Annotated in this window: 20 protein-coding genes; 11 read left to right on the forward strand and 9 right to left on the reverse strand. The window is 55.9% G+C overall.

Going from position 1 to position 20,317, the window contains the following annotated elements; all coding sequences use genetic code 11:
* Positions 1-689: 689 nt before the first annotated feature.
* Complete coding sequence (locus SOM48_RS20365) at positions 690-1,943, reverse strand: FliC/FljB family flagellin (protein ID WP_054804579.1); 1,254 nt, start codon at positions 1,941-1,943, stop codon at positions 690-692.
* A 523-nt stretch (positions 1,944-2,466) separates the two neighbouring features.
* On the opposite strand from SOM48_RS20365, the gene fliD reads away from it, so the two are divergent.
* From fliD to fliT, 3 genes are read left to right on the forward strand one after another with little or no spacing between them, the layout of a single operon-like run.
* Complete coding sequence (gene fliD, locus SOM48_RS20370) at positions 2,467-3,945, forward strand: flagellar filament capping protein FliD (RefSeq protein ID WP_288883295.1); 1,479 nt, start codon at positions 2,467-2,469, stop codon at positions 3,943-3,945.
* A 47-nt stretch (positions 3,946-3,992) separates the two neighbouring features.
* On the forward strand, positions 3,993-4,400 hold the full coding sequence (fliS, locus tag SOM48_RS20375; protein ID WP_042712461.1) for a flagellar export chaperone FliS: 408 nt from the start codon (positions 3,993-3,995) through the stop codon (positions 4,398-4,400).
* Positions 4,393-4,731: a flagellar protein FliT gene (fliT, locus tag SOM48_RS20380; protein WP_054804580.1), complete on the forward strand. Its 339-nt coding sequence runs from the start codon at positions 4,393-4,395 to the stop codon at positions 4,729-4,731. The genes fliS and fliT overlap by 8 nt, the downstream gene beginning before the upstream one ends.
* 53 nt (positions 4,732-4,784) lie before the next feature.
* Here fliT and SOM48_RS20385 read toward each other — a convergent pair whose 3' ends face one another.
* The 8 genes from SOM48_RS20385 to fliE all read right to left on the reverse strand — a co-directional run bounded on the left by SOM48_RS20385 (position 4,785) and on the right by fliE (position 11,978).
* Positions 4,785-5,189 carry a flagellar protein FlhE gene (locus SOM48_RS20385; RefSeq protein WP_320512901.1) on the reverse strand — a complete coding sequence of 135 codons (405 nt, stop codon included), beginning with the start codon at positions 5,187-5,189 and terminating at the stop codon, positions 4,785-4,787.
* Positions 5,186-7,294: a flagellar biosynthesis protein FlhA gene (gene flhA / locus SOM48_RS20390; RefSeq protein WP_042712456.1), complete on the reverse strand. Its 2,109-nt coding sequence runs from the start codon at positions 7,292-7,294 to the stop codon at positions 5,186-5,188. Before flhA ends, SOM48_RS20385 begins: the two co-directional genes overlap by 4 nt.
* On the reverse strand, positions 7,294-8,439 hold the full coding sequence (gene flhB / locus SOM48_RS20395; RefSeq protein WP_320512902.1) for a flagellar biosynthesis protein FlhB: 1,146 nt from the start codon (positions 8,437-8,439) through the stop codon (positions 7,294-7,296). The genes flhA and flhB overlap by 1 nt, the downstream gene beginning before the upstream one ends.
* Before the next feature lie 33 nt (positions 8,440-8,472).
* Positions 8,473-9,117, reverse strand: coding sequence for a protein phosphatase CheZ (gene cheZ, locus SOM48_RS20400; protein WP_139965835.1), 645 nt, complete (start codon positions 9,115-9,117; stop codon positions 8,473-8,475).
* 3 nt (positions 9,118-9,120) lie between these two features.
* Positions 9,121-9,510 carry a chemotaxis response regulator CheY gene (cheY, locus tag SOM48_RS20405; protein ID WP_042712453.1) on the reverse strand — a complete coding sequence of 130 codons (390 nt, stop codon included), beginning with the start codon at positions 9,508-9,510 and terminating at the stop codon, positions 9,121-9,123.
* Positions 9,511-9,556: 46 nt separating this feature from the next.
* Positions 9,557-10,603: a protein-glutamate methylesterase/protein-glutamine glutaminase gene (locus tag SOM48_RS20410; protein ID WP_054804583.1), complete on the reverse strand. Its 1,047-nt coding sequence runs from the start codon at positions 10,601-10,603 to the stop codon at positions 9,557-9,559.
* Positions 10,604-10,608: 5 nt separating this feature from the next.
* A complete protein-coding gene (locus SOM48_RS20415) occupies positions 10,609-11,466 on the reverse strand; it encodes a CheR family methyltransferase (RefSeq protein ID WP_139965836.1) in 858 nt (285 codons plus the stop codon).
* A 176-nt stretch (positions 11,467-11,642) separates the two neighbouring features.
* Complete coding sequence (gene fliE / locus SOM48_RS20420; protein WP_139965837.1) at positions 11,643-11,978, reverse strand: flagellar hook-basal body complex protein FliE; 336 nt, start codon at positions 11,976-11,978, stop codon at positions 11,643-11,645.
* Between the two features lie 241 nt (positions 11,979-12,219).
* Here fliE and fliF point away from each other — a divergent pair, with 241 nt between their 5' ends.
* The 8 genes from fliF (at position 12,220) to fliM (ending at position 20,310) form a co-directional block, all read left to right on the forward strand.
* A complete protein-coding gene (gene fliF, locus SOM48_RS20425) occupies positions 12,220-13,914 on the forward strand; it encodes a flagellar basal-body MS-ring/collar protein FliF (protein WP_320512903.1) in 1,695 nt (564 codons plus the stop codon).
* A complete protein-coding gene (gene fliG / locus SOM48_RS20430; protein ID WP_054804585.1) occupies positions 13,911-14,897 on the forward strand; it encodes a flagellar motor switch protein FliG in 987 nt (328 codons plus the stop codon). Before fliF ends, fliG begins: the two co-directional genes overlap by 4 nt.
* Complete coding sequence (locus tag SOM48_RS20435) at positions 14,884-15,597, forward strand: flagellar assembly protein FliH (RefSeq protein WP_076769083.1); 714 nt, start codon at positions 14,884-14,886, stop codon at positions 15,595-15,597. Before fliG ends, SOM48_RS20435 begins: the two co-directional genes overlap by 14 nt.
* Positions 15,594-16,961, forward strand: coding sequence for a flagellar protein export ATPase FliI (gene fliI, locus SOM48_RS20440; protein ID WP_042712446.1), 1,368 nt, complete (start codon positions 15,594-15,596; stop codon positions 16,959-16,961). Before SOM48_RS20435 ends, fliI begins: the two co-directional genes overlap by 4 nt.
* Positions 16,962-16,973: 12 nt before the next feature.
* Positions 16,974-17,420, forward strand: a complete 447-nt coding sequence (fliJ, locus tag SOM48_RS20445) for a flagellar export protein FliJ (RefSeq protein ID WP_225975664.1) — start codon at positions 16,974-16,976, stop codon at positions 17,418-17,420.
* A 1-nt stretch (position 17,421) separates the two neighbouring features.
* Entirely contained in the window at positions 17,422-18,645 is a 1,224-nt protein-coding gene (locus SOM48_RS20450; protein WP_313276903.1) for a flagellar hook-length control protein FliK, read from the forward strand.
* 262 nt (positions 18,646-18,907) lie between these two features.
* Positions 18,908-19,303, forward strand: a complete 396-nt coding sequence (locus tag SOM48_RS20455) for a flagellar basal body-associated FliL family protein (RefSeq protein ID WP_288883276.1) — start codon at positions 18,908-18,910, stop codon at positions 19,301-19,303.
* Between the two features lie 5 nt (positions 19,304-19,308).
* On the forward strand, positions 19,309-20,310 hold the full coding sequence (gene fliM, locus SOM48_RS20460) for a flagellar motor switch protein FliM (protein ID WP_139965842.1): 1,002 nt from the start codon (positions 19,309-19,311) through the stop codon (positions 20,308-20,310).
* Positions 20,311-20,317: the final 7 nt, after the last annotated feature.

A 20,317-nucleotide genomic window follows, 5' to 3' on the forward strand; every position in this document is an offset into this window, starting at 1 on the left:
GGTTCATACACCGCTCCCCCCTTGTCAATCCCCGCGGCCCCGCGAGGAAATCGGTGCTGCGCACTGCGCTCACCTCCCGCGTGCCTGACGGCGGCCGGCTCGACTCGACTTACTCGTTCCATTCTGGAACTCGGTTTACTCGTCCCATCCATGGGACTCGCCCCTTCGGGGCCAGCGCAAGCGCTGTTCAAAATTGCTCCCGGCAATTTTGTCATGTCTCGGTTCGCCTCTGTCCGCCATCCATGGCGTCCAGACCTTATCATTCCCGCTTCGGTTCGCCGATTTCAGCGGGGACACAGCCCCCTCGCTGTCATATTGCAGATAAAAAACAAAGCCGGTGTCGCTGATATATTGCCGGATGGCGCGTACCGCTTATCCGGCCTACGGGGTCGGAGCGGTTTTGTTGGCCGGATAAGGCGCAGCCGCCATCCGGCAAAGGTGCCTCGGGGATAATGCTGGTGAACGGAACCCTTCCACCAAAGCCACATGCAAACCCCATTGCCGGATGGCGCGTACCGCTTATCCGGCCTACGGGGCCGGAGTGGTTTTGTAGGCCGGATAAGGCGCAGCCGCCATCCGGCAATCAATGCCCGCAACAATGCGATCTAACAAAACGCAGGCATAAAAAAACCGCCCGGTGAGGGGCGGTTGAAGGATAAGGCAGGAACACCTGCCTTAAGCGGCAGAGATTAGCCCAGCAGAGACAGCACGTTCTGCGGAACCTGGTTAGCCTGTGCCAGCACGGTGGTGCCTGCAGACTGCAGAATGTTCGCGCGGCTCATTTCAGATACTTCAGACGCGAAGTCAGCATCCAGAATACGAGAGCGGGATTCAGACAGGTTGTTAACGGTGTTGTTCAGGTTGCTGATAACAGACGCGAAACGGTTCTGTACCGCACCCAGACCGGAACGCATTTCATCAACCTGCGCCAGTGCTTCGTCGATTTTGGTCAGCGGATCGGAAGTTGCCGGAGTAGTAGAAACAGCTTTACCGGTATCCGTTGCAGTCCAGGTAGTGGTATCAATAGTCGCTTCAGTCAGGTTGCCGGCACCGTCGTCAACGTAGTAGTTACCTTTACCATCTTCCATTAACGTACCGGTGATACCGGTCATGTTAATAGCCTGGTCTTTCATCATATCTTCACCAACAACGCTGGTCGGTGTGCCCACAACAGAGCTGGCAACGTCGTTATCGGAGTTGAAGGAGATTTCACCAGTAGTCGGATCTTCGGTTACGGCGTACATTTCAGCGCCTTTCACTGCAAACACGTCGCCGTTATCATCAACCACGATATCGTCGATGCTGGTTGCTGCGGTCGCGCCACTGTCGGTGAATTTAGCTGCATCGTAGTCGAAACCACTGTCAACTTTCACTGTACCGGTGCTTGCAGTCAGAGTAGTAGTGTCAATGCCGTTAGCTACGCTGAAGCCGTCCATACCCAGAGTAGAAGAGTCCATCTGGTTCAGTTCGATATCGATAGTCTGGCCATCGTTAGAACCAACCTGGATAGAGAGCTTCTGGTCTTTGCTCAGTACTTTCACGCCGTTGAACTCGGTCTGTTCAGAGATACGGTTGATCTCGTCCAGACGCGCATCGATTTCGTCCTGGATGGACTGACGGTCAGAATCTGAGTTGGTGCCGTTCTGAGCCTGTACGGACAGACGACGGATGTTCTGCAGGTTGTCGTTGATTTCGTTCAGCGCGCCTTCAGTGGTCTGTGCAATGGAGATACCATCGTTGGCGTTACGGGAAGCCTGAGTCAGACCGTTGATGTTGGCGGTGAAACGGTTAGAGATCGCCTGACCTGCTGCATCGTCTTTCGCGCTATTAATACGCAGACCAGAAGAGAGACGTTCAATTGCAGTGCCCAGAGAGTCCTGAGATTTGTTCAGGTTGTTCTGAGCGACGAGGCTAAGGGCGTTAGTATTAATAACCTGGGACATGATAGTTCCTTATACACAATTTACTATACAGAGTATGGTTATGCGTCATTTCGTTCGCATACTAAATAAATCGGCCTTTTAAAAAATGACTAAAGTTTTTCAGGGCAAAAACTTTTTCTTGAGTCGGCCGTTTTTTGATTAAACACGCCGTTTTGATGTAATTCTGTCTCTTATTTATACGTTTTTTGTTTTTATTTTAAGAATTGGCGCCAGGAGTGGCATTATATCGAGTATTTAGTTGTGGGTTAGTAGTTGGTGATTTCTTTGGTGACTCTTCCTATATAAAGAAGAAAAGATGAGGAGAGCGCGATGGGCCAAATTAAAGTCATTTTTGCTGCCATTTAAAGGCAATAAATTAATGCTTTTTCAAAACCCGCTTGATGGCCTGTTAATACGCAAGGGAAGGCTGCTGGCTATATATTTGTTGTTTTTTAGATAACGGTAAAAAATTCATCTTTTATTTTCCTGCGCCGATAGCTTAATAGAGAACCACCGCAAAACGAGATTTCCGACAGGAGAAAAAATGGGTATTTCATCACTAGGCGTCGGTACCGGCGGGATTGATACAGCCTCGATGCTTGATCAAATTCAGGCGGCCGAGCAAACGCGACTGACGCCTTACACTAACCTTAAGAGCAAATATGAGTCGCAGATTTCCGACTGGGGCAAAATCTCCAGCCTGATGTCGACGCTGCAAAAAAGCATCACCACCATGAGCGGTGATGCCTTTAATAAATTAAACGTCAGCAGCAACGAAGCGTTCACCGCCACGGCAACCAGCAGCGCACAAGCCGACAGCCATTCGGTGACCATCTCTCAGTTAGCTGCCGCGCACAAGCTTAAAACTCAGGCGCAAGCCAGTGCCGATACCGCGCTTGGCACCAGTAACACCGGCGGTACGCGCACCATCACCATCACCCAGAACGATGGCAAAACCATGGAAGTTGAACTGGAAGATGATGAAACCTCCCTGAACCAGATCGCGAAAGCGATCAATAAAGAGAAGGGCAACGTCACCGCCTCGGTACAGCGTACCGATGATGGTTACCAGTTAGTGCTGAGCTCGAAAACTACCGGTTCCGATGGCGAAATGTCGGTAAAAGTGGATGGCGACAGCGCGCTGGCGGGCGTGCTTGATACCGCTAACGGTGGTCAGCATATTGACGATCAGGGCCAGGTGATTAATGACCCGGGCCAGAGTGACAATATGATTTCGGTCTCTGATGCGAAAGATGCCAAACTGCGCGTCGACGGGTCGGACTACACCCGCTCCAGCAATAACATCACCGACATCATTGATGGCGTCACGCTGAACCTGAAAACCGTGTCGGAAAATGGTGACGCTGAGCAGTTAACGCTGACCAACGATACCTCGGCGATCAAAACCAGCCTGCAAGACTTCGTCAGTAAATACAACGCGTTGCTCAAGCAAACCACCTCTTCCAGCAAGTATGTCGCGGCAGATACCTCCGATCTGGGCGATGAAGAAGTGGCGACCGAAAACTCCGACAACGGTTCGCTGATGGGCGACTCCACGCTGCGTGGGCTGGTGAGCGAGCTGCGTTCGACCGTCAACGGTGTGTATGGCGATGCGGGCGCAACTTACGGTTCACTGGCGGATTTGGGCATTACTATCGATGCCGCTACCGGCCAGATGACACTGGATGAAGATACGCTGGACGAAGCGATTGCCGATAACCCGGAAGAGATCGCCACCATGTTCACCGGACGCAGCGATAGCGAAGGTATGGCCACGTCGCTCGGCAAAATCATGACCGATTACCTGGGTGATTCGAAAACGGATACCGACGGAATCATCGAAGGGGCGACTGACAGCCTGGAAGATCAGACTGAAATCGTACAGGCGCAGATCGATAAAACCCAGAAGCTGATTGATGCGCAGGTGGAGGTTTACCGCGTGCAGTTCCAGAACCTCGACTCCCTGATGTCGAACCTCAACAGCATGAGTTCGCAGCTCACCTCGCTGCTCTCCACACTCTAATTTTTATTTATAGCAGGCCATTATCGGCCTGCTTTGAGGAGCTTTTTATGTATGCATCACAAGGCGCCAACGCCTACGCCCGGATTTCGCTGCAAAGCAAACTCGCTGGCGCGACGCCGCACCAACTGATCACCATGCTGTTTGACGGCGCGCACAGCGCCATCCTGCAGGCCGCCATCCATTTTGAGAACGGTAATGTCGCCCAGCGCGGCAAAATGATTTCGAAAGCGATCAATATTATTGATAACGGCCTGCGCGCCGCGCTCGATCATGAAACCGGAAAAGGTATCGCCGCTGACCTCGAACAGATGTATGAATATATGTCGCGCACGCTGCTTGAGGCCAATCTGCATAATAATCCCGAGCCGTTAAAACATATTGATGGTTTATTAATGAAGCTGGCAGCGACCTGGAAAGAGATTGAACCGGCACAGAAAAGGGTGCGCTATGGCTGAAATAATCCCTCATTACTATCGCGAGCTGTATGAGATGAACCTGGCGATCCTCGCAATGGCGAGAGAAGCGCGCTGGGATGATTTTATTGAGGTTGCTTCGCGTTATGTCATCAAGAAGCAGGATATTTTAAATAACAGTACGGATGCCCTTTCGGCCAGTGAAAAAGAGGCGCTGAAAGGTCTGCTACAACAGTTGCTCGATAATGAAGCTGAAATCACCCGCAATTTACGGGCGCGTCTTGATACGTTAAAGCAGAACTTATCCTCTATACATCGTGGTGCCCGGTGCAGCCAACTTTATACCCTTCATCAAGCCCCTTCGTTACATTGAGTTTATAAAAAAGGCTGTAGGTTGATTCTAAACCTGGAGCCTTTTTAATTACCTTAACGATAATTCACGGTTAATTGATTGCGCAGCACAGTAAGCGGCGGCTGCAGTTGACCGGCACGGTTCACAGAATAGATAAAACGAAACTCTCCGCTGGCTGGAAAAGGTATCGCCACGCGTTGCGTTCCCGCAAGCGCGGGTAATATGACGCAGCGCTCGATGCGGCAGAGCTTAATCTCTAATCCCAGTGGGGGAGGGGTGAGCAGAGTAATGCGCCAGGAGAAGTGCGTCACGCGCGCAGAAGGGGAGAGATGGTCAGGGGCATGCAGCGGGCGGCCGCGCAGGATCGCTTTACCGAGGCTGACGCTGCCGCCCATGCTTGTGACGCTCCAGGCGCCTTGTGGCGGTTGAGCCGCTGCCGGCAATGCCAGCAGCAGGCTTATCAGCAGAGCGCGTTTCATGCACTGGTGCCAATCACGGCGGTCATCTGCACCGTTTTATTGTTGCTGATCTCCATGGTCGACAGCACGCCAAGCTGCGGGAAGGCGCGGCGCAGGAAGCGCGACACCATGGTGCGCAGCGCCGGATTGACCAGCACCACCGGCGAGACGCCGAGGGACTGCTGTTCGGTAATGGCGCGATCGGCCTGACGCATCAGGTTTTCCGCGATACCCGGCTCAATGGCGCTGCCGCTTTGCAATGACTGAATCAGCAATCTCTCCAGCGCGCTGTCGAGGCCAATCACTTTTATATCGTCATCATTGCGGAACCACTGGGCGGTGATCGCGCGGCCCAGACGTACGCGCACCTGCGAGGTGAGTTCATCCGGATCGCTCTGCACCGGCGCATACTCCGCCAGCGTATCGATAATGGTGCGCATATCGCGGATCGACACGCGCTCGGCCAGCAGGTTCTGCAACACTTTGTGGAACAGCGTTACGGAGATAACGCCCGGGATCAGATCTTCCACCAGCTTCGGCATCTCTTTGGTGATGCGATCGAGCAGCTGCTGCGTCTCCTGGCGGCTGAACAGCTCTTCGGTGTGCAGCGTGATGAGATGGTTCAGGTGGGTGGCGATCACCGAGCTGGGATCGACCACTGTAAAGCCCTGGATCTGCGCCTGTTCACGCAACACCTCATCGATCCAGCAGGCGGGCAGACCGAACGCCGGATCGACGCACGGCGTACCGGGCAGCGTCCCTTCGGCATAGCCGGGGTTGATCGCCATCCAGCGATCGGACTCAATATCGCCGCTGCCAATCTCCACGCCCTTCAGCAGAATGCGGTAATGGCCGGGTGCCAGATCGAGGTTATCGCGAATATGGATCGGCGGCGGCAGAAAGCCCATCTCCTGGGCGAACTTCTTACGGATACCGCGTACGCGCACCAGCAACTGGCCATCCTGGGTGCTGTCAACCAGCGGGATCAGGCGGTAACCCACTTCGAGGCCGAGCACATCTTCCATCTCGACATCTTCCCACGAGGCTTCGGCAGACGCGTGATCGTTGGCGGCCTGCGCGCTGGCGCTATCTTTATCATCAGCAACACCGCGCCTGGCGGCGGCGGGCTGTTTCATTTGGCGTCCACGCATCCACCAGGCAAGCCCCAGCAGAATGGCGGTAAACATCAGGAAGACAAAATTTGGCATGCCGGGGATCAGCCCCAGCAGGCCGATAACGCCAGCAGAAAGCACCATCACCCGCGGGTTATTGAACAGCTGGCTGACCATCTGCTCGCCGATATCTTCATCGTTGGAGACGCGGGTGACAATCACACCGGCGGCGGTCGAGATAATCAGCGCCGGGATCTGCGCCACCAGGCCGTCACCGATGGTCAGCAGGGTGTAAGTCTCGCCCGCTTCGGCGACGCTCAGGCCGTGCTGAAGCACGCCGATGGTCAGACCGCCGATGACGTTAATCGCCATGATCAGCAGCCCGGCGATCGCATCCCCGCGCACGAACTTACTCGCACCATCCATCGAGCCGTAAAAGTCGGACTCCTGGGTCACTTCGCTGCGGCGACGTTTGGCCTCGGCTTCGCCGATAAGCCCGGCGTTGAGGTCGGCGTCGATCGCCATCTGTTTGCCGGGCATGCCGTCGAGCACAAAGCGCGCGCCCACTTCGGCGATACGCCCGGCACCTTTGGTGATGACCATAAAGTTGATGATGATGAGGATGGCGAACACCACGATACCAATCGCGAAGTTGCCGCCCACCAGGAAGTGGCCGAAGGCCTCAACCACCCGGCCCGCGGCGGCAGCACCGGTGTGGCCCTCCATCAAAATAATACGCGTTGAGGCGATGTTAAGTGCCAGTCGCAACAGGGTTGAGAAGAGCAGCACGGTCGGGAAGGCGGAAAACTCGAGGGTTTTCTGCGTAAACATCGCCACCAGCAAGATCATCAACGACAGGACGATATTGAAGGTGAAGAGCGTATCGAGCAAAAAGGCGGGCAGCGGCAGCACCATCATTGCCAGAATCAGCATGATCAGCACCGGGCCGGCCATAATTTGCCATTCGGTTTCTTTAAACGCCGGTAAGCGTAGTTTGCTGGCGAGATTAGCCATCAGTCTTTACTCTCAGTTGCGAAATCCATCGACGCAGGAACCGCAAGGTTCCCGGGTTTTTTCGGCGGAATGCCGCCGCTACTGCGCCAGCGTCGCAGGCCGTAAACCCAGGCCAGAACTTCCGCGACGGCGCTATAAAGCTCACCCGGGATCTGCTCGCCAATGTCACAGTGGCGGTAGAGCGCGCGGGCAAGCGGGGGCGCTTCGAGCATCGGCACGCGGTGTTGCGCGCCCAGCTCACGTATTTTTAAGGCGATATCGCCGGCACCTTTCGCCACCACCGTCGGCGCACTCATGCCGCCCTCTTTGTAGGAGAGCGCCACCGAGTAGTGCGTCGGGTTATTGACGATGACATCCGCTTGTGGGATGTCGGCCATCATCCGGCTGCGAGCCGCTGCGCGCTGCATCTGCTTGATGCGGCTCTTGATATGCGGATCGCCCTCTTGTTGTTTAAACTCATCGCGGATCTCCTGGCGGCTCATGCGCAGCTTCTTCAGGTGACTCGTGATTTGGTAAAAGACGTCGTAGCCCACCACCGGCAGCAGGAAGAAGATCACCATCAGCAGGCAGTTAAGTACCATGCTCATGGCGTGGGCGACGGCCATCGGTAACGCTTCGTTAACCAGCTGGATGAAATGCGCTTTGTTGTTGTAGAGGTAGAGCGCGAAGGCGCACGCCACCAGCGCCACCCTCAGGCTGCCTTTGAGCATTTCCGACATCACCTGCGCGGAGAAGAGCCGTTTCAACCCCTGCAACAGCGACAACCGCTTGAGATCGACCTTCAGCGATTTGCCGCTTAAATTGACCCCGCCCAGCAGCATCGGCGCGGCAATCCCGGTGACGAAGAGACCGAATAAGATGGGCAGCAGCGCACTGCCCATCATCTCCAGTAAAAAGCGCGCCTGATGGAACATCGACTGCGGATCCATCACCGGTAACCGGTTGAGCACCAGCCCGCTGCGCAGCAGTTGCATCATGCTGTGGGCAAACTCATTGCCGCCGGAGAGCATCAGCGCCCAGCCGGCCAGCAGCATCAGTAACGAACTCAGCTCTTTCGAGCGTGGGATCTGCCCCTCTTCACGCGCCTTCTGTTTTCGGTGGGGCGTGGGCTCTTCGGTTTTTTCTACGTCGCTCTCTTCTGACATGATCTGCTCAGTGCACGGGCCGCGCCCGCTGCTTTAGAAGCCCAGCGAATCAAGCAGGTCATCGACCTGATCTTGCGTCGCCATCACTCCGGCTTTGTTGCTGTCGACTTGCGGACCGTTGACCAGCGTCACTTCATCCTCTTTCACTCTCTTCTCCTGCGGCGCTTCTGGCACGTACTCCAGCAGCACCTGGATAAGCTCGGTCTCGACCGTTTCGATCAGCGACATCATGCGGCGAATCACCTGGCCGGTAAGATCCTGGAAGTCCTGCGCCATCATGATCTCCATCAGGTGCTCATCGCTTTTGCGTGCCGCCTGCGGTGCCTGCGTCAGGTAGTCACGGGTTGCGGTGACTAATTCCCGGGCATCAGCGAGTTCCACGGGCGCGGCAAACCAGGCATCCCAGCGTGTCGCCAGCTGCTCGCCGTCATTAACGATCCTCTCCTGCAGCGGGCGCGCCTCTTCGACGCAGGTCAGCACGCGCTCGGCGGCCTGCGCGGTTTTGCCTACCACATAGTTCAATCGCTCACGGGTATCCGGGATGGCGTCGGCCGCTTCGATAATGGTGCGATCCAGCCCGAGGTCGACCAGGCTGTCGCGCAGCAGTCGCGCCAGTTGCCCGACGCGGGAGAAGATGCCTTTGAAATCCTCTTCAGGTTGCGTATGTTCCGCCGTCATGGGTTACCAGCCGATCTTTTCAAAAATTTTGTTCAGCTTCTCTTCAAGCGTCGCCGCGGTGAACGGTTTCACCACGTAGCCGCTGGCACCGGCCTGCGCGGCGGCGATGATGTTCTCTTTCTTCGCTTCGGCAGTGACCATCAGCACCGGCATGGTTTTCAAGTTCGCATCGTTGCGAATTTCCGTCAGCAGCTGTAAGCCGTCCATGTTGGGCATGTTCCAGTCGCTGATCACAAAGTCGAAGGCGTCTTCGCGCAGCTTGTTCAGTGCATCCAGGCCATCTTCCGCCTCTTCAACGCGGTTAAAGCCCAAATCTTTCAAAAGGTTGCGCACAATGCGTCGCATGGTGGCGAAGTCATCGACAACTAAAAAACGTAAGTTCTTGTCGGCCATCTCTATTTCCTAAACTCAGTAAGTGGAACGGGTAGTGGGGTGGTGGTTAAATTCTGCGAGCCTGATCGGCCGAGTGGTTCAAAATGTGCTGGCCAATATGGTCCAGATCGACCGTTTCACAGGCGGCGCCAAGGGCAATCGCTTCGCGCGGCATACCAAAGACCACGCAGCTGCGTTCGCTCTGGGCGATGGTCCATGCGCCGGCTTCACGCATCGCCAGCAGGCCGGCGGCACCGTCGCTGCCCATGCCGGTTAAAATGGCCCCCACGGCGTTTTTCCCCGCGCAGCGTGCGACGGAGTGAAAGAGCGCATCCACCGACGGGCGATGGCGGTTGATCGGCGAGTCATCACTCAATTTGATGTGATAGTTCGCCCCGCTGCGCGTCAGCTCCATATGGAAGCCGCCCGGCGCGATGTAAACATGACCGGGCAGTACGCGGTCGCCCTCTTCAGCCTCCTGTACCGACATCTGACAGAGATGGTCGAGTCGGTTGGCGAACGAGCGGGTAAAACCGCCCGGCATATGCTGTGCAATCACGATGCCGGGGCTGGTGGCCGGCATCGGCACCAGCAGCTGGCGCAGCGCCTCGGTGCCACCGGTCGATGAACCAATGGCAATAATCTTTTCGCTGCCAATCAGCGGGCCATGCACAATCCGTCGCGGCAGCGGTTTGCCGTCGCGGCGGGCGACGCGCGCTTTCGCCGCCATACGGATTTTGTCGACAATCATCTCGCTGTAGTGCGCCATGCCGTCCTGCAAACCGGTTTCCGGTTTGGTAATAAAATCAACTGCCCCCAGCTCCAGCGCGCTGAGGGTAATGTCCGAGCCTTTGTTGGTCAGCGATGAGAGCATCACCACCGGCATCGGGCGCAGACGCATCAGGCGCTCAAGAAAATCGAGGCCATCCATGCGCGGCATTTCAACATCCAGCGTCAGCACATCCGGGTTGTGCTGCTTAATCAGATCGCGGGCGATGATGGGATCGAGGGCAGTCGCTACCATTTCCATATCCGGTTGTTCATTGACGATGCGCGTCATGATTTTGCGAATCAGCGACGAGTCATCAATGCAGAGCACCTTAATCTTTTTCATCCTTCTCACTCCGCGAGGCGATAGACGGACTGTCCGAGCAAACGAAATGGACTGTTCATGTTTTGAAAATGTTCAGAGTGACCCACGAACAGCAGCCCGCCAGGCTTGAGCATTTTCGCGAAGCGCTGAAGCAGCTTCCCCTGGGTGTTGTGATCGAAATAGATCATCACGTTGCGGCAAAAAATCGCATCGAACGGGGCGGGAATATCCCACTGGCTTTCGATCAGGTTGAGCTGGCGAAACTGCACGCTGTTGCGCAGTTCGCTTTTGATTTTCACCATATTTGCCTGCTCGCCGGTGCCGCGTAAAAACCAGCTTTTTTTCTGCTGCTCGCTCAGGTTGTCGATATCCGCCAGGCGATAAACGCCCTGTACCGCTCGTTCCAGCACGTCGGTGTCGATATCGGTCGCCAGCACGCGCGGGCCGGTAATACTGCGGCCCAGCGCCGCCTCCAGCGTCATGGCGATCGACCACGGCTCTTCGCCGGTTGAGGCCGCCGCGCACCAGACGCTGTACATCCCCGGTCGAGACTGGGCATGTTTCGCCAGCGTCGGAAAGTGGTACGCCTCGCGAAAAAAGGAGGTCAAATTGGTGGTCAGGGCGTTAATAAACTCCTGCCACTCGCGGCTGGTCGGGTTGTTCACCAGCAGCGCAATGTAGTCGTCGAATCTGCGCAGATTCAGCTCGCGCAGGCGGCGGGAGAGGCGGTTGAACACCATGTCTTTTTTTTGCGGCGTCAACACAATGCCCGCGCGCTGGTAAATCAGCGCGCTGATCTTTTCTAATTCATGGCCGGTCAACGTGCCCGGAGTGGGCGCTGCGCTATCGGCAGATGAAAATCTATTTTTCTGGCTCTTTGTCATAAGTGTTGGCTTAAACCCATGGGTTTTTTAAACGCACATTGCTGGTGACGCTAAAATGAATCACCGGCGATATGCCGGCTATTTTATTAACAGTTATAAAACAGCCGGACTTATTCAGCCGTGAAAAATAGCAGCACTATTTTCGCGTTAATCGAGAATAAGATATTGCTTAGGCGTTATACCGGCATGCTCATTATTTCCTGGTAGGCGCTGACGAGTTTATTTCGCACCTGCACGCCCAGGTTTAACGCCACCGACGATTTTTGAATGGAGACCATCACATCATTCAGGCCGATCCCCTCGGCACCGGTGAGATAAGCCTGTGACTGTTGCTTAGCAAATGTCTGCATTCCGCTAATATTGTTAATGCTGTTAAGCAAAATATTAGAAAATTGTGAACTGCTTTCTGTTTTACGCGTCGCGTTAAAGGGGTTTAACGCACTGATATCTGAGACTTGTCTGGCCTGCGACTGAATCTGATTCAATACGCCGCCTAATGTATTCATCGACATGAAAATGACCTTATTAGTTATTGGCCGCAAGCTTACCATGTGGTCTGAAAAACGACATAACGTGAATAGCTGACACAAATTTCACCTTATTACCACTTAGAAAAACGGGCTTTCTGTAGATAATACGCATCCGGGAATTTTCCTGAGAAATACATTTGCTTTTATTAATTGCATACCAGATGAGCCGAGCCGTAATTATTTTTACTTTTAATTCCGGCATTCACTTTTACAGGACATTGGCATGACTGCCACAATCACCGGTAGTAAAAAGAAAGGCATTGTCGATGTAAAGGCAGTGCTCGAAAATATTCGGGCTAACCCCCGCATCCTCTTTTTTGTCGCGGCTGCGGCCGCTATTTCTATTGTTATTGCGCTGATGTTCTGGGCGAAAGAACCAGACTACCGCGTGCTCTATAGCAATATCAGCGAGGAGGATGGCGGCGCGGTTGTCACTCAACTGAAACAGATGCAGGTGCCGTACCGTTTTGCCGAGCATGACGGCTCCATCGAGATCCCCTCAGAGCAGATCTACGAAGTGCGTCTCAAGCTGGCGCAGCAAGGGTTGCCGAAGGGCGGCTCGGTAGGTTTTGAACTGCTGGACCAGGAGAAGTTTGGTATCAGCCAGTTTAACGAGCAGGTCAATTTCCAGCGCGCGCTGGAGGGCGAACTGTCTCGCACTATCGAAACCCTGGGGCCGGTGCGCTCGGCGCGCGTCCACCTGGCGATGCCGAAGCCGTCGCTCTTTTTGCAGGATCGCAAAGAGCCTTCCGCTTCGGTGACGCTGAACCTGATTAACGGCAGAACGCTCGATTCGGGGCAGGTGAGCGCCATTACTTTCATGATCTCCAGCGCTGTGCCGGGACTGAGCGCCGATCGGGTAACGATTGTCGATCAGAGCGGCCACATGATGTCGCAGAACGGCGCACAGGCCACCCAGACCACGCAGCTGCAATATGTGCGCAAGATGGAGTCCGATTATCAGCGCCGTATTCAGGCGATCCTCGCGCCGATTGTTGGCACGCAGAACGTCAGAACCCAGGTGACCGCGCAGGTTGACTTCACCCAGCATGAGCAGACGGCGGAGCAGTATCAGCCGAACAGCCGCCCGGAAAATATGGCGATTCGCAGCCGTCAGAGCAGCAACAACGAGCAGGGCGGCAAGAACGCGGTCGGCGGCGTGCCGGGCGCGTTAAGCAACCAGCCACCGGCCCCGGTCTCCACACCGATTGAAGATCCCGCAGCGCAGCAGGCCAACAGGCAGGGCGGCGCGAACGGTAATAACGCAGCACCCGCTGCGGCACCGGCACCGACGCTGACGCCGTACAACAAGCAGAGCGATGAGACCACCAACTACGAGGTGGATAAAACGCTGACCCACATTAAGCGCAACACCGGCGTGCTTGAGCGCCTCTCTGTTGCGGTGGTGGTGAACTATAAGCAGGGCAAAGATGGCAAGCCGGTGGCGCTCAACAAAGCGCAGCTGGATCAGATCAATGCGCTGGTTAAAGAGGTGATGGGCTTCTCCGACAAACGTGGCGATACGCTGAACGTCGTCAACACCATCTTCACCGACCAGGAAGAGGAAGCGCCTGTTCCGCTGTGGAAACAGCCGGAATTTATCAAGCTGATGCTCTCCGGCGCACGCTATCTGTTTGTGGCACTGATCGCCTGGATCCTGTGGCGCAAGGCGGTGCAACCCTTCTGGATCCGCCATCAGGAGATGCTGATCCAGCGTCTGGAGATGGAGAAAGAGGTGCGCCAGGCGGAGCTGGATGAGCAGGTGCGTAAACGCCAGAGCGCGGAAACCGCCAAAGCGCAGCAGCGCGTCGAAACCGAACAACAGGCGCAGCACCTGCGTGAAATGGCTGACCAGGAGCCGCAGGTCATCGCCCTGGTGATTCGCCAATGGTTAAATAAGGAGCAGAAGTCGTCATGAACGCCGCCGAGAAATGCGCCATAGTCATGCTGACGCTCGGTGACGAGCGTGCAGCCGAAGTCTTTAAGCACCTGAATACCCACGAAGTGACCATGATCAGTAGCGCCATGGTCTCGATGGGCACCTACACCCACGACCAGCTGGCGGTAGTGATGAAGGAGTTCCGCCGCGATTCCGGTGAATTTGCGGTGCTGGATGTCAACACCAATGAATACCTACGCAGCGTGTTGGTGAAAGCGCTGGGCGAAGAGCGCGCTAACAGCCTGCTCGAAGATCTGCTTGAGGCCAATGATGATCGTAACGGCATCGAAACGCTCAACTTTATGGAGCCGCAGATGGTCTTCGATCTCATCCGTGATGAGCATCCGCAGATTATCGCCACCATCCTTGTCCACCTGAAACGCAGCCAGGCAGCCGATCTGCTGGCGAAATTCGACGAGCGCGAACGCAACGACATTCTGCTGCGTATCGCCACCTTCGGCGGCGTGCAGCCGGTGGCGCTGCAGGAGTTGACGGAAGTGCTCAACAACCTGCTGCATGGTCAGAACATCAAGCGCAACAAGATGGGCGGCGTGCGTCCGGCGGCGGAGATCCTCAACCTGATGAAATCTCACCAGGAAGATGCGGCTATCGAAGCGGTACGCGAATACGACCAGGAGCTGGCGCAGAAAATTATCGACGAGATGTTCCTCTTCGAGAACCTGGTCGAGATGGAAGATCGCAGCATCCAGCGCATCCTGCAGGATATCGACAACGAATCGCTGATCGTCGCGCTGAAAGGCGTGGACGACGCGCTGCGCGACAAGTTCTTCCGCAATATGTCCAAACGTCAGGCCGACATTATGCGTGACGATCTGAACTCCCGTGGCCCTGTGCGTATGTCGCAGGTCGAAAACGAACAGAAAGCGATCCTGCTGGTGGTACGTCGTCTGGCGGAGACCGGCGAGATTGTGATTGGTGGAGGCGACGATGCCTACGTCTAAGACCCAGTGGCACGCCTGGCGGCCTGAAAACCTGCTCGACGACGCGTTAAGCAGCGAGCCCGAGCTGCGCACCGCCGTGCCGGCCAGCGATCCGGCGAGTGAAGCGGCGCTGCAAATGGAACTCTCACGTCTGCGTAAGCAGGCCGAGCAGAAAGGGTTTGCCCAGGGCCAGACGCGCGGCGTGGAAGAGGGGACAAAGCTCGGCTACGCCAAAGGCTTTGAAGAGGGGCGCGAAGAGGGCATCGAGAAAGGGAAGGCCGAGTACCGTCAGTTACAGCAAGCGCAGGCACAGGAGTTCGCGCAACTGGTTGATAACGTCAAAATTACCCTTGATAGCCTCGACAGCGTGATGCCCGCGCGGCTGGTGCAGGTGGCGCTGATGGCGGCGCGCAGCCTGCTCGGCGAAAGCGTGGTCTCCACCACCACTAACGCCTGGCTGCTGACCCGCATTCAACAGCTGTTGCAGGAAGATACTAAACAGCTGGGGCAGGTGAAGCTGTGGATCAGCCCGGAGGCGTCGGCGTCGGTTCAGGAGCAACTGGGCGAAGTGCTGCATGCCCGTGGCTGGGAGTTGTGCACCGATGCGCAGATGCTGCCGGGCGGCTGCCGCCTGACTACCGACGGCGGTGAGCTTGATGCCACCACCGAAACCCGCTGGAACGAACTCTGCATCCTGAGCAGGGAGGACTTCTCCTTATGACCGCGCGGCTGAAGACATGGCTTGATGGCGTGGATCTGCGCGAGAAGCGCATCGCGGCGCTGCCGCTGTTTCGCCGCTACGGCCGCCTGACCCGCGCCACCGGTCTGGTGATGGAAGCCGTCGGCCTGAAGCTGCCCATCGGCACGCTCTGCATTGTCGAGCGTGAAAGTGAAGAGGGGATCCAGCGCGTCGAGAGCGAAGTGGTCGGCTTTAATGGTGAGATCCTCTATCTGATGCCCCTTGAGAACGTCGAGGGCGTGTTGCCGGGTGCGCGCGTTTACGCGCTGGGCAGCAACACCAAAGGCAAACAGTTACCGTTGGGGCCGGAACTGCTCGGGCGTGTGCTCGATGCCAGCGCCCGCCCGCTCGACGGCCTGCCGCCGCCGAACACTAGCGATCGCGGGCCGCTCTTTACGCCGCCGTTTAACCCGTTACAGCGCGATCCGATTAAAAACGTGCTTGATGTCGGCGTGCGTGCCATTAACGGCCTGCTTACCGTCGGGCGCGGGCAGCGCATGGGCCTGTTTGCCGGTTCCGGCGTCGGCAAAAGCGTACTGCTGGGCATGATGGCGCGCTTTACCAAAGCGGACGTCATTGTCGTCGGTCTGATTGGCGAACGTGGCCGCGAAGTGAAAGATTTTATCGAAAACATTCTTGGCAAAGATGGGCTTAAACGATCGGTGGTGATTGCTGCCCCGGCCGATGTTTCGCCGATTTTGCGTATGCAGGGCGCGGTTTACGCCACGCGCCTGGCGGAGGATTTCCGCGATCGCGGCCTCAACGTTCTGCTGATTATGGATTCCCTGACCCGTTACGCGATGGCACAGCGTGAGATCGCGCTGGCGATTGGCGAGCCGCCCGCCACTAAAGGCTATCCGCCCTCAGTGTTTGCCAAACTGCCCGCGCTGGTGGAGCGCGCCGGGAACGGCATTAAAGGCGGCGGTTCGATCACCGCCTTCTATACCGTGTTGACGGAAGGGGACGATCAGCAGGATCCGATCGCCGACTCGGCGCGCGCGATCCTTGATGGTCACGTGGTGCTCTCCCGTCGTCTGGCCGAGTCGGGCCACTATCCGGCGATCGATATCGAAGCTTCGATCAGCCGTGCGATGACCGAACTGATTGACCCGGCGCACTACAAAAAGGTGCAGCGTTTTAAGCAGATGCTCTCCTCGTATCAGCGCAACCGCGATCTGGTGAGCGTAGGGGCCTATGCCGCCGGCAGCGATCCGCTGCTGGATCAGGCGATTACCCTCTATCCAAAAATGGAGGCCTATCTGCACCAGGGCATTCATGAGTCCTGCGAATATGACGACTCCTATCGCGGGCTGTCGGCGCTCTTTCCACAGGGCAATAACGCGTAATGTGAAGGTGAAATGATGGCGAGCCAAAACCCGATGGATGTCCTGCGCGAGTTGGCAGAGAAGAAACTGAACGACACCACGACCCGCCTCGGTTCGGCGCGCCAGACCCACCTTAACGAAACCGCACGGCTCGATCAGCTCAAGACCTATGCGCAAGAGTATCGCGAGCAGATGCAGTCGACGATTGTCGATCAGGGCGTATCGATTATGGCCCTACAGGCGCACCAGCACTTTTTGACCTCGCTGGATGGCGTCGTGGCGCAACAAGTCAGGAGAGTATCTGCCAGTCAGTACACGGTGGATAACGTGCAGGAAGCATGGAGAAAAGATAAGCAGCGGCTGAATGCTTTCGAAGCACTGAAAAACCGTGCCGACGCACAGCGATTATTAAAAGAGAACCGACTGGAACAGAAGATGATGGATGAGTTCGCCCGTCGCGCCAGTCAAAGGAATAAATAAGATGATTATCCGACATTCACTCCCGGCCTCGCCCGTTGACGCGGGACGTCAGACCGCTTCCGCGTCCTCCGCGCAGGAAGAGGGGCACTTCGCTGGCGAACTGAAAAAGCAGCTCTCATCCGGAGAGGCTCAGGAAACCCGGCAGCACGGTGCGCCGCAGGATAAGGTGAAAAAACCTGCTGATAAAAAAGCGCAGCTCGCTGACGCCATGCCTGCGACTCAGGCTTTACCTGCCGACCTGCTTACCCAGGCGGCGACTACCCTGGCGATGCCGCTTGATGCCTCTGCCACCACGGCGGACGCGCTGCTGGCGCAGGGCGTGCAGACGGCGCAGGCCGATCTGGCGGCACTGCCGCAGGTGAGTGCCGATCCGACGCTGGCTGCCGCCGTACCGGCAAGCCCGCTTCTTGCCGCGGCGCTGCCGGTTGAGCCGCAGGCTGGCGATCCGCTGACTCAGGTCAATTTCACCGCCGTGCTGGATAAGGAAAAGCCGACCCAGGATCTGCCTGCTGGCGTTAAGCCGCAGCCGACACGGCCCGAGGCACAACCCGCCATGCCAGTGACGGAGAGTGCCGTTGAGGGTAAAGCGCAATCGTTAACCCCTGCTGACAGCAGCACCCAGCCGACTACGCCTGTGGCGGCCCCCGTCAGCGAGAGCCTGACGCAGGCGCTGCATAACTTAAAAAGTGCCGAGCCGGTTGCCACGCCGCATATCGTCGCTCAGGCCGCACCAGTGACGGCGACCGCTCCCGCAACCGCGATCGCCACCTCAACCGTTGCAACCGCTACGTTACAGGCGGAAGTCGGCACCCCGGCCTGGCAGCAATCTTTAGGTCAGCAGATTGCCGTCTTTAGCCGTAACGGCGTGCACCACGCCGAGCTGCGCCTCCATCCGGAAGAGCTGGGCGCGTTGCAGGTGAGCCTGCGGGTGAATAACGATCAGGCGCAGGTGCATTTTGTCTCCGAGAGCCACCACGTTCGCGCGGCGCTGGAGTCGGCAATGCCGAACCTGCGCACCATGCTTGAGGAGTCCGGTATTTCCCTCGGGCAGAGCAGCGTGGGCGCAGACACCTCCTCTTCGGCAGGGGATGCCCACTCTGGTCATACATCCGGACAAGGAAAGTCTGAGAGCGGGCAGGGCGATCTGAGTGTTTCCTCCGAGGAAGAGAGCCCGGTCGTCACGCGCGTTATGCATTATTCGCGCGGAATCAACACCTTTGCGTAATTGCCAGGCGTGAACTGGCAAGGTGCCGTCACTAATTTCAGTTTTTCAATGAATTGTCCTGGATGGGTGCTGTATTAAAATAACGGCATTCCATCAGGTCATTCGCCAGTCGCGTGATTGCTGATTTAATTTTTACTACAGAGTTATCCATCAAATGCCGAAGAAAAAACATGCAGCGCAAGGCGGGAAAAAAAGTCCGCTATTAATTTTACTCATCCTGTTAGTTATCCTGGGTGTCTGCGCAATTGGCGCGTATGCCTATGTGGAAATCAGTAAATTAAAAAATCAGGTCACCCATATTAATAGTGGCAAGCCGCCCGCTGCACCGGTAGTGGAAGCGACGCCGGTTTATATGGATCTCGACACCTTTACCGTCAGCCTGAAACCCGATGCCCATGACAGCGATCGTATTCTTTATATCGGCCTGACCTTCAAGGTTGTGAGTGCTGAAGCGAAAGTCGCGCTGGAAAAACATCTGCCGGAAATTCGTAGCCATTTACTGGTGCTCTTTTCTCAACAAACTGCGGCTGAATTAACCGGCGATCAGGCAAAAGCTTTACTCGCGGCGAAAACCAAAGATGCGGTTAATGCCTCACTCCCAGGCCAGCATAAACCGATGGTAACAAACGTCCTGTTTAATGCATTTATCTTACGGTAATCATAATGTCGGACAGTATTTTATCCCAGGATGAGATCGACAATCTTCTGAATGGCGGTCCCAGCAGCAGTCAAAATAGTGCGCCGGCCACCCCCGCTTCGCCAGAAGATAATATTAAGCCTTACGATCCGAATACGCAGCGTCGTGTTGTCCGTGAACGTTTATATTCGTTAGAGATTATCAACGAACGTTTTGCGCGCCAGTTTCGCATCGGCTTATTTAATATTTTGCGTCGTAGCCCGGATGTCACCGCAGGAAACATTAAGATTCAGCCGTACCATGAGTTTGCGCGTAATCTGCCGGTGATGACCAGCCTGAACCTGATGAACATGAACCCGCTACGCGGCACGGCGCTCTTCGTATTCTCGCCGAATCTGGTCTTTACGGCGGTGGATAACCTGTTTGGCGGTGACGGTCGCTTCCCGACGAAGGCGGACGGACGCGAATTTACCCCAACGGAACAGCGCATTATTCAGCGCATGTTAGCGATGGCGCGCGAGGCCTATGACTATGCCTGGACCTCAATTTTCAAAATTAAAACCGAGTTTGTGCGTTCTGAATTACAGGTGAAATTTACCAATATCACCTCATCACCGAACGATATTGTGGTGACGACGCCTTTTCAGGTGGATATCGGCTCGCACAGCGGTGAGTTACAGATCTGTATTCCGTTTAGCATTATTGAGCCGATTCGCGAATTGTTGACCAATCCGCCGCTGGAAAACTCGCAGCATGAAAATAATCAGTGGCGCAATTCATTAGCATCGCAAATGCGCGATACCGAACTGGAGTTAGTGGTGAAATTTGCTGAGATCTCCACCCGTCTCTCAAGAATTATGAAGCTGAAACCGGATGACATTATTCCACTGGATAAGCCCGAGCAGCTTGGCGGGTTTGTTAATGATGTGCCGGTAATGACCGGTAAATACGGCAGCGCAAATAATCAATACGCCATCCAGGTTGATGCGTTACAGAATTCAACATTGTTAGGTTTCAAGAAGGAGTAATTGTCGT

It is taken from the genome of Kosakonia sp. CFBP8986 (assembly GCF_034044935.1).
Classification (GTDB): domain Bacteria; phylum Pseudomonadota; class Gammaproteobacteria; order Enterobacterales; family Enterobacteriaceae; genus Kosakonia; species Kosakonia cowanii.